This window comes from Haladaptatus sp. T7, assembly GCF_026008575.1.
GTDB lineage: Archaea > Halobacteriota > Halobacteria > Halobacteriales > Haladaptataceae > Haladaptatus > Haladaptatus paucihalophilus.
Genome location: NZ_BROP01000012.1, coordinates 54,880 through 64,807, shown reverse-complemented (window position 1 = coordinate 64,807; position 9,928 = coordinate 54,880). Strand labels below are relative to the sequence as shown.

Annotated in this window: 7 protein-coding genes; 3 read left to right on the top strand and 4 right to left on the bottom strand. The window is 58.5% G+C overall.

Annotated features, from left to right (window positions below; genetic code table 11):
• Window positions 1-908: 908 nt before the first annotated feature.
• Together OPC11_RS21695 and OPC11_RS21690 are read right to left on the bottom strand one after the other, a co-directional pair.
• Window positions 909-1,709, bottom strand: a complete 801-nt coding sequence (locus OPC11_RS21695; RefSeq protein WP_264783384.1) for a phosphatase PAP2 family protein — start codon at window positions 1,707-1,709, stop codon at window positions 909-911.
• Between the two features lie 115 nt (window positions 1,710-1,824).
• Window positions 1,825-3,684: an ABC transporter substrate-binding protein gene (locus tag OPC11_RS21690; RefSeq protein ID WP_264783383.1), complete on the bottom strand. Its 1,860-nt coding sequence runs from the start codon at window positions 3,682-3,684 to the stop codon at window positions 1,825-1,827.
• Between the two features lie 576 nt (window positions 3,685-4,260).
• Here OPC11_RS21690 and OPC11_RS21685 point away from each other — a divergent pair.
• On the top strand, window positions 4,261-5,898 hold the full coding sequence (locus tag OPC11_RS21685; RefSeq protein ID WP_264783382.1) for a glycosyltransferase family 39 protein: 1,638 nt from the start codon (window positions 4,261-4,263) through the stop codon (window positions 5,896-5,898).
• Between the two features lie 110 nt (window positions 5,899-6,008).
• The gene (locus OPC11_RS21680) at window positions 6,009-6,236 is read left to right on the top strand and encodes a hypothetical protein (protein ID WP_264783381.1); all 228 of its coding nucleotides are present in this window, start codon (window positions 6,009-6,011) and stop codon (window positions 6,234-6,236) included.
• 23 nt (window positions 6,237-6,259) lie between these two features.
• Here the strand turns inward: OPC11_RS21680 and OPC11_RS21675 are convergent, their stop codons facing one another.
• Window positions 6,260-7,492, bottom strand: coding sequence for an Nramp family divalent metal transporter (locus OPC11_RS21675; protein ID WP_264783380.1), 1,233 nt, complete (start codon window positions 7,490-7,492; stop codon window positions 6,260-6,262).
• Between the two features lie 167 nt (window positions 7,493-7,659).
• A complete protein-coding gene (locus tag OPC11_RS21670; protein ID WP_264783379.1) occupies window positions 7,660-8,142 on the bottom strand; it encodes a universal stress protein in 483 nt (160 codons plus the stop codon).
• 280 nt (window positions 8,143-8,422) lie between these two features.
• Here OPC11_RS21670 and glmM point away from each other — a divergent pair, with 280 nt between their 5' ends.
• Window positions 8,423-9,748 carry a phosphoglucosamine mutase gene (gene glmM, locus OPC11_RS21665; RefSeq protein WP_264783378.1) on the top strand — a complete coding sequence of 442 codons (1,326 nt, stop codon included), beginning with the start codon at window positions 8,423-8,425 and terminating at the stop codon, window positions 9,746-9,748.
• Window positions 9,749-9,928: the final 180 nt, after the last annotated feature.

Here is a 9,928-nt window from a genome sequence, read left to right as displayed (position 1 = left end):
GGTTCGTCCACTGGATTCGTTCTCCGTCGGTTCGTCCACTGGATTCGTTCTCCGTCGGTTCGTCCACTGGATTCGTTCTCCGTCCGTTCCATTCACACCACGTTTCCAGTGAAATCCCTCACGTCGTAGCACACCTCATTTCCGGTGAATTATCGTGTTTCAGTCCTTCCCGTGTTCTAATTTAGGAGTCTCTCATTACGGGCTGGGCGTGTTCGAACGATAACCCTGTTTAACCACTATCCATTTTTGACGATATCTGTCTTTCCCGTGGACACCGCACTTCCAGTGAAATCGGTGCGTTTACCGTCCGTACTACCGATTGGTGCGTTTTCTGTCCGTATTACCGATCGGTGCGTTTTCCGTCTGTACTACCGATCGGTGCATCTGGGTGTTCTTACGTTTCGGCAGTGTCGTGTTTTCACTTCGTGGTGCTCGCCCTTTTGGGAGACCACGTTTCCAGTGTAAATTCTTCTTTCAATGGGATTCTCCAACAATGTAAATTGACCTCGCCTTCCGGCTTTCTCCTCGATATTCCGCCTCTCTCCGATTCTAAAATACAATTTTAGATCCCTCAATTTTCACTGGAAATGCGGTGTCCACAGAATTCCCCCATAATTCTCAACCCTCAATTGATTTCATGACCTTCAAATTCGTATTTTCTTTTATTGATAAATAGTTTTCATTCATCCTCGGTTATACCCCGTTCGACCCCCATTTCATCTGCACCCCACCCACCCCTTCATCCCATTTCACTGGAAACGTGGTGTGTGTGTCTCCATGCTATTTGTTATCACCCAACACTTCTCCAAACTGGTCATTCAATTCCTATCTATCCCAATTACTGATCGTTTGTCCCATTTCTAGAAACCCTCTCCGTTCTTAACTTTGACATACGGTGCGTCCATTTTCTACTCCGGGGAATCGTCCGAAACGTAGCGGTCCGCGATGAGGACACTTCCAACTCCGAGAACACTGCCCGCACAGACGTCCGTCGCCCAATGGATTCCGAGATACATCGTGGCGACGATGATACTCGCCGCCATGGGAATCGCAATGAGCGTCCATCGGGGATACGAGTCCCGGGTTTGGTACGCCAACAGGGCGGAACTGACAGACAGCGACGTATGGAGGGAGGGAAAGACGTTCGTGTTCGCGTTCACCTGTCCGGTCAGTATCTGTGATTCGGGATACGTCGAGTAGAGCAGCGGATGAACGACGTCCGGTATCAGGTTCCGCGGGCCATAGGAAATGAACAGGATGTAGCAGACGAGCCCGAGACCGTAGTTCACCGCGAACGCGACCGCCGCCTTCTTCAACGGCTTACTGTCCGCGAGCGCGAAGTAGGCGACGAACGGAAACACGAGGATGAACACGTACCCGTAGATGTACATGAACGAGAAGTACGTCGTCAGCTCCGGTCGTGCGACCGATTGGACCGTTCCGACGAAGTTGCCCTCGATTGCGTAAATCCGACTAGTGATATTCCAACCGATGACCCACGACAGTTCGGGACCGAACTCGCGAGCGACCTTGTTCACCACGAGAACACCGAGCAAGAGGCCGATGTGTGGATACACCTCGAACAGTCGGTCTCGAAACTGTTCTCGCGCGCGCATGAGTCCCGTCCGTCCGACCACAACCGTCGTCGCAACGCCGAGCATCAGCATCTCCCCGACGAGCACGAAACCGGTGATTTCGGCTAAGCTCACGCTCTGTTCCTCCGGTGTTCTACGTTCGTTGATTTCCCGTGTCTCATGCCTTCGAGGTTCGCCCGTCGCTTCGTTCGAATCGCTCGTCGCCTCGTTCGAGTCTCTATTCGATTCCTCATCGTTGCAACAACTCTCCGTCGTTGGTGTACCGATATCCCGCGTCTTTGAACGCCTTCTTCGCGTTTTTCACGTTGAGATTTCCGTCCTTTCCGGGGTACGGTAGCTCCGGGTCCGTTCCGTCCCATCGAAGTTTCGGCGCGAGCGAGTCGTGTTGGGCTAACGGGCTCGTGGCCGGTTCGGCGTACTGGTTGAACACGCTATCGACGAGATATTTCTTGTCCAGTAGTTGCGCCACCGCTCGACGGAACCGAACGTTGCTGAACGGCGCCTTTCGGGCATTGAAACCGACGTGATACAGCGACGGCGACTTATCAACGTGTAACTGGACGTTCTCCGCACGACCGATATCGCGAACTTCTTTCGCGGTCACGCCAGTCGCGGTCCCGTCTGCTTCGTCGTTTAGCACGAGTTCGGTTGCCGCCGCTCCCGAGGGCACGACGCGGAATCGCAACGATTCGAACGCGGGACCACCCGCATACCGGTGTATATAGTCCGGCGCTGGCGTCGAATCACCGTTCGAATCCAACATCTCGGTGTCCGTCTCGATACGTCGGAGGAAGTGGTGGTCGAACCGATCGAGCGTCAGGGACTTCTTCATCTTCGCATCGCTGAACTGCCATGGGCCGCTTCCGACGGGTTCCATGTTGCTCCAGACGAGCGCCTTCGTCGTCGTCGAGTCGGCTCTGAATCCCGCGATTTCGGCCTGCTCGTGCTTCGACTTCCAGATGTGTTTCGGTAGCACCGGCGTCGAAAATGCCTTCGTTGCGACCGCTCGACTGGCGTTCTCGAATCGAATTCGAACGGTCCCGTCATCGAGTGCCGTCGCCGATTTCACCAGCGACACGGCGTCCCGAAACCGCGGTGCGGGAACCGGACTTTCGAGCGACCCGAGCGAGGTATCGCCGAGGAATTCGTAGGTGAATGCGACGTCTTCCGCCGTGAGCGCGGCACCGTCGTGCCACCACAGTCCATCTCGGAGGTGAACCGTCGCTGTGGGCGCTCTTATGGACGTCTGCCAGTCCCACGACCGGGCGAGCCACGGGCGGACCCTTCCATCTATCCGCCGTCCGAGGGAGTCATACAGCAGATCGAGTATCGTTTCGTCGCTTCGAAACTCGACCGCGAGCGGATTGAGGTTCACCGTGGGAGCCGAATCTTGGATGGTCATCCGGAGCGGTTTGACGCCACCCCTGCTACCCCTCGTACCCGTCTCGCGTACGGAAAGATACCCAAAGAGCGAGTGAATCGTCTCGTATCCCTCCCAGCCGTCGAAACGGTCCGTTCTGGTCGCTCGAATCTCGTCGGGGAACGCGACGACGGAAAACGGTTGGTCGCGGACGATCGCCTGCTGTAGCTTTCGAAGCGTTTTCTCCCGTTTGTTCCCGCTCTGTTTTCGCTGTGCAGTGAGCAGATCATCGACGCTGAGATTGGCGTAACCGAACGGGTTTTGCCACCCCGTTTCGGCGTCGAATCGGGAGTGGAGGAGCGTCCGGAGTTCGTCCGGGTCGTCGATACCGGGATGCTGTCCGACGTAGCAGTCGAACGACTGGTTCAGGAGCACGTCCCGCCATAGCTCGACGCGTCCCATCGGAACGACTTGGACGTCGATTCCGACCGAACGGAGTTGTTTCGCGAGGAACTGTGCGATACGGATGGGGCGTGGGTCCGCGTCCGCCGGGAGGGTCTTTATCGAGAGAGAGACTTGCGTTGGACTGTCGCGACTGACCAACGACCGAGCCTCCTCGATACAGCCGCTGCCGAGCGTCATCCCGAGCGCGGCGAGCAGTTCTCGCCGTCCCGTTTTCGATGTGGACTCCGCCACGGTACGTCGGTCGGATTCCGTGTGTGATGACATGGTGATAGGGTGTTCTCGTCACGCCGCTGGCGAACTGTCCCGTGAGAGAGCCGAGATGAGAGTGGTTGCTCGAACGAAACAGTATGGGTATTGTTATCTACGGAGAGACGGGCGTGCCGTTTTATTATTCATAACTTAACGTCTTTCTTCCCCTTTCCTTCTGAATGAGCTTTGAGAACACTTTCCATGACATCGGTTCCACCACAAAATTAAGTATACTGTGACGTATTTTCTCGTACGTGTCTCTCGCGCTATCGTTCCATGGCTCCCGCTTTATGGTAGGATAGTCCTACACCGTTCATTTTGTATTCAAACAGTCCTTGAACGGCTTAGCTACGCGATAATAAAAAGTATCCACGTACACGCTATGAAAAAGATGCCCTCCCCGAAGTCGTATCGTCCACGCGTGCCACCCAGTGTCGGTGTCGTCGCTTCGTCGATGACCCCACTGGCGTCCATCCGCGGGAACGGTACGTGTGAGAATAATGCGCACAGCGGCCAGAAAGAAAGTATAGGCGGCCGTCCCTCTGTACGAGCAACGCCGCCCGTCCACGACCGAAGTTGGAGTGAAGCCTGATGTCACATGGTGTCAATGAACGACAGAAATGGGATGTCGTATCGAAGGTAGCCGAGCTAGCGAGCGACGAACGCGTCTGGCTCGCAACGGCGATGGGGACGGGAATCCTCGTGTATTTCACGTACCTGCTGGTTCATCCGTATCCGGCATACGGTGCCGGTCTCTATCTCAAAATTGCCAGTGAAATCAGCGCACACGGGTACGGCCTTCCCGCTCGAATCCCGCTGTACACGAAGGACGGGGTTCCGTTCGGCTATCCGCCGCTGATGTACTACGTCTCGGCGATATTGATGGACGTGACCGGCGTCGGACCCATCACGCTCAGTCGCTTCCTCCCAGGTCTCGTGACGATTCTGTACCTCGTCCCGTTCTACTATCTCGCTCACGAGGTCCTCGACTCGACGCCGCGGGCCGGATTCGCCACGTTCGTCCTCGCGGTGACGCCGCCGGTTCTCCAGTGGCACCTCTCCGCGGGCGGCATCGTGCGCGCTCCCGCCTTCCTGTTCGTCGTGACTGGCGCGTACACCGGCATCAAGCTATTCAAAACTGAAGAGCGAAAGTGGATCGTCGCCTCGGCTATCCTGTTCGGGTTGACGATTCTCACACATCCCGTCTACACCGTGTTCTTCGGTACGACGTACCTGGTGATGTTTCTCTCCTTCAGCCGGACGCCGCGAGGCTTGCTGTACGGTGCGACCGTCGCCGCTGGTGGACTCGCCGTCGCGTCACCGTGGTGGCTTCAAATCGTCGCCATCCACGGAGCTGGCATCTTCACCGCCGCCTCGGGGACGCACACCGGTCTCGGTGGTGGAACCCACCGCTTGCTCAAGCAGTTCGTCTACCCGCTGGACATGAACTGGCCCATCGTGTTTTACATCGGGTCGTTCGCGGGTGCGGCGTACCTCATCGCAAAGCGTCGGTTGTTCCTCCCGCTGTGGATGGTGGCCGGTGCGTACATGCTCGGGAAGGTTCGGTTCCAGTTCCCCGCCGGTGCGATGATGACCGCCGTGTTGGTCTTCGAAGTCATCATCCCACGGGTTCGAAGCTGGTCGGAGCAGACGCGATACTCGCGGTCGGCACCCCTCGCCGTCATCATCGTCATCACCGTCCTCGTTGCGGGCGTCGGCGTCTCGTTCGCCGGAAGCGGCCTCCACTCCCATCTCGGGAGCACGACCCAGCCATCGTTCGTGGACGACGACGATATGGCCGCGATGGAGTGGGCCCAGCAGAGTACGGCGTCGGATTCCGATTTCGTCGTTCTCGGTGACAGTGCCGAGTGGTTCCCCTTGATGACCGACCGCGCCATCCTCATCGGGCCGTGGGGTGTCGAGTGGGAAGGTCACAACCACTATCGCCATCAGCTCGGCTTGTACAAGCGCACGTCACGCTGTCCGGGGAAAACCTGCTTGACGAAGAAGCTGATATCGAACGACATCAATCCGGACTACGTGTACGTCCCGAAGGGACACTACACCGTCCGCGGAATCGACGAATACCAGAAACCCTGGATGCGCGAGCATCTCGTCGGCTCCGACCGGTACAAGCTCGTCTACGAGAACGAGGGCGCGATGATATTCCGCGTCCGAGAGCCGATGGAACCGACGAAGATTCCCGAGGACGGACCGCAACCGGTGTAGCGATTCGACGCCGTGTCTCAATTCGAACCGGTGTAGCGATTCGACCCCGTGTTGCGACTCGTTTTGACCGGCTACCGAACGTATTTCTTTTTGAACCTCGTGTTGACGGTGTGAATCATGTCCCGGTCTCTCTTCGATGGCTTCTCGCCGAAAGCCTTCGAATTGCCGCAATCCTTCTTCTCGCCTTTCTCGTCGGCGCGCTCATCGGGGAAGTGATCGGTGCGTTCGGTCTCGAACTGTTGTACGGCATCGGGGATGAACTCGTCGCCGTCGTCCAGTACACCGGTATCGTCACCGCGATTCTGTACGCCGTCGTTCGCGGGACGGCTGTCGACTGATCTGACAGAAACAATCGGTCTCGTTACCCGAGCAGCGTCGAGTACAGGAGCCAGACGTTGAGGACGATGATGAGCGCGATGACGATGCCGAGCACGCCCGTCGTCCGCGACGAGTTGCGGAACGATCCCATGATGCCTTCCTCCCGCGTGAACCAGAGGAGCGGGATGAGGACGAACGGGAGTTCGAAACTCAGCGCGACCTGCGAGGCGACGAGGACGGACGTCGGGTCGAACCCGGCGATAACGATGGCCAAACTCGGCGCGAGCGTCACCGACCGTCGAATCCAGACGTTGATGTTGAGGTCGAGGAAGCCATCCATCACCGTCTGACCGGCCATCGTCGCCACGAGTGACGAGGACAGACCCGCGGCGATGAGCGCGATACCGAACGCCAAACTGGCGTTCGCACCGAACACGCCGGTGAGGGTGACGTACGCCTCGTTGAGCGTCTCGATGCCCGTTCCTTGGAGCGCGGCCGCCGCGACGATGAGCATCGCGGCGTTCACGAACATGGCCCCGAACAGCGCGACCACGGTATCGACGCTCTCCAAGATGTAGTGGCGGCGGTGGACCTCTTCCGTGTCCCCTTCGTCCTCGATGAGGCGGCTCCGCCTATCCTGGACGATGTAGGGGTGAAGATAGACACTGTGGGGCATCACGGTGGCACCGAGTATCCCGATGGCGATGTAGAGGGCGTTCGTGTTCGGAATGCCCGGCGCGAGTCCGCTCGCTATCTGCCCACCCGTGGGTTTTGCGAGCATCATCTCGAAGACGAACGCGAGTGCGATGATGGCGACGAAGGACATGATGACCAACTCGACCCACCGGAACCCGCGTTTGTGTGCGGTCCTGACGCCGAGGAGCGCGAACGAACTGGCTCCGGCGAGGATTGCACCCGCCCAGAGCGGGAGGTGGAAGATGAGACTGAACCCGATGGCCGCTCCGATTATCTCCGCCATGTCCGTCGCTATCATGGCGAGTTCCGCGGCGGCCCAGAGCACGAGGACGACGCGTCGGGGTAATCGCTCCCGACAGAGTTGTGCGACGCCCTTCCCCGTCGCAATCCCGAGTTTCGCCGCGATTATCTGAATTCCCATCGCCATGAAACTGGCGAGGACGATAACCCAGAGGAGCGCCGGACCGTACTTCGCGCCGCCGGAAATATTCGTCGCCCAGTTTCCGGGGTCCATGTACGCGACGCTGATGATGAATCCAGGTCCGAGGTAAGAGAGAATTTCCCGGAACGAGTATTTCATCGAACCAGGCCTCCAGAGCCAGTAGGCGTCGTTTTACGGCCGTTCTCTATTCTACCCATGGGGTTTCTGCCTCCTGATTTTGATTCATCTAATTCTCAATTTCGCATTCTCAAATATAACGTTGGTGTTTTCACCACTATGTTGCCACGACCGTTCGAACGTCCGGTTCATCGGTCGTCTCGTCCGCTGGTCGCCCTCGGATTCGATTTCGAGTCCGCGTTATCGTCGGATTCCCTCGCCCGAACCGTCAATACCGGGACGTTCGACCGGCGGATGACGTTCTCGGTGACGCTCCCGAGCATCCCCCGTGCGATGCCGCTTCGACCGCGGGTTGCGATCACGATGAGGTCGATTCCGTTTTCGACGGCGTACTCGACGATGGTCTCGTGTGGGACGCCTTTCAGAACGTGGCCCTCGATAGGATACCCGCGTTTTTCCCCCTCGCGTATCGCAGCTTCGATGACGGACTCTCCCGGAGGATTGTGAACGTCGGTTAGCACGTTGTCGAGTCCGAGTGGACTGTTCGTCGTATCGAAGACGTAAACGACGTGGATAGTCGCGTCGAACCGCTCCGCGAGACGAAAGGCGTGTTTCAGCGCCCTCGTCGCTCCGGCACTCCCGTCTGTCGGCACGAGTAGTTGCTTGTACATCCTCGTTCGTTCCCGTAGACTATCGGTGCCATGCGTGATATGCTCTCGTGCTATTCTCCCTGATATCTCCGTTCTACCATTCTTCCTGTCCGTTCTACTGTTCTCCCTACCCTGTTCTACTATTCCCCCGCTACCTTCGTTACTCTCCTTCGCTATCCTCGATTTGATGCCGATGAACTGTCCGTCAAATTGGCAAAAACGTCCTTCTCACGGCTCCTTCGCGTCGAACGGTTTTCAACGAAGGGAACCCTTTTGGCCGTTCCGACTGTCGTACGAATCAATGTTCGGAACCAGCGGAATTCGTGGCCCCGTCGGTGATGTCGTCACCGGAGACCTCGCACTGTCGGTCGGCCGAGCGCTCGCCTCGACCGGCGCGGAGCGCGTCGTCGTCGGACGCGACCCCCGCGACAGCGGTCGATTTCTCGCGGACGCTCTCTCGGCCGGTCTTCGTGAATGCGGCGCGGACGTCGTGAACATCGGTCTCGCCTCGACACCGACCGTCGCTCGAAGCGTCGAATGGAAGGACGCCGACGCTGGCGTCTCCATCACCGCCTCGCACAACCCGCCGACCGACAACGGAATCAAACTCTGGAACCCCTCCGGGCAGGCGTTCGACGCCGACCAGCGCGCGGAGATCACCCGCGTCATCGAAGACGAAGCGTTCGACCTCGCGGACTGGGACGAGACCGGCGAGGAAACGCAGTGGGACGGTGCACACGACGCACACGTCGAAACCCTCTCCGAGGCCGTCTCCTCCGACCTCTCCGCCGCCGACCTCTCCGTCGTTGTGGACGTGGGCAACGGAGCGGGGGCCGTCACCGCGGACGCGCTCTACGAACTCGGGTGCGACGTGGAGACGCTGAACGCCCAACCCGACGGTCGGTTCCCCGCCCGTCCCAGCGAACCCACCGCCGAGAACTGCCAGTCGCTTTGTGATCACGTGACCGCAATCGGTGCCGACCTCGGTATCGCCCACGACGGCGACGCGGACCGCATGATGGCCGTGGACGAAAACGGCGACTTCATCTCCGGCGACGTGCTCCTCACCCTCTTCGCTCGTCAGCACGCCGGAGACGGCGAAACGATTGCCACGCCCGTCGATACCAGCCTCATCGTGGAGGACGTGCTAGCCGAACAGGGAGCGGACGTGGTACGAACGCAGGTCGGCGACGTGTACGTCGCGGAGCGCGCGACCGAACCCGGCGTCGTCTTCGGCGGCGAGCAGTCCGGCGCGTGGATTTGGGCCGACCAGACGCTCTGTCCCGACGGACCGCTTGCGGCCTGTCGTCTCGCCGAACTCGTCGCCGAGAACGGGCCGCTGTCGGAACTCGCCGCCGACGTCGGTGAGTACCCGATTCGCCGGAAAAACGTGCACGTGGACGACAAAACGGGCTTGATGGAATCCCTCTCGGAAGCCGTCACCGACCGCTACGCGGACGCCACCACCATCGACGGCGTGCGCGTCACGCTCGACGAAGGGTGGTTCCTCATCCGCGCCAGCGGAACCGAACCGCTGGTTCGAATCGCCGCCGAAGCCCGCGACCCCGACGCCGCGGATGACGTATTCGAGACGGCGGACGCCTTCGTCGCCGAGTACGCGGAATAGCTGCCCACCGTTTGTTCCTCATCTCTTTTGTGTTCGAATTGGCTGATGGTCTATGGGATTTTGAAAACCTCAAACTATCCTAGAAAATTTATAGAAAGAACAAGATAACGGAATATTCTTAAAATATATGCAATAATATTATATTACATCAAATTAATATAGGTAAGTTAAAATCAAAAA

Excerpts from the sequence above, each read along its gene's own strand:
- OPC11_RS21675 (WP_264783380.1), bottom strand. The coding sequence starts at position 7,492 with ATGAAATACTCGTTCCGGGAAATTCTCTCTTACCTCGGACCTGGATTC.
- OPC11_RS21690 (WP_264783383.1), bottom strand. The coding sequence starts at position 3,684 with ATGTCATCACACACGGAATCCGACCGACGTACCGTGGCGGAGTCCACA.
- glmM (WP_264783378.1), top strand. The coding sequence starts at position 8,423 with ATGTTCGGAACCAGCGGAATTCGTGGCCCCGTCGGTGATGTCGTCACC.
- OPC11_RS21670 (WP_264783379.1), bottom strand. The coding sequence starts at position 8,142 with ATGTACAAGCAACTACTCGTGCCGACAGACGGGAGTGCCGGAGCGACG.
- OPC11_RS21685 (WP_264783382.1), top strand. The coding sequence starts at position 4,261 with ATGTCACATGGTGTCAATGAACGACAGAAATGGGATGTCGTATCGAAG.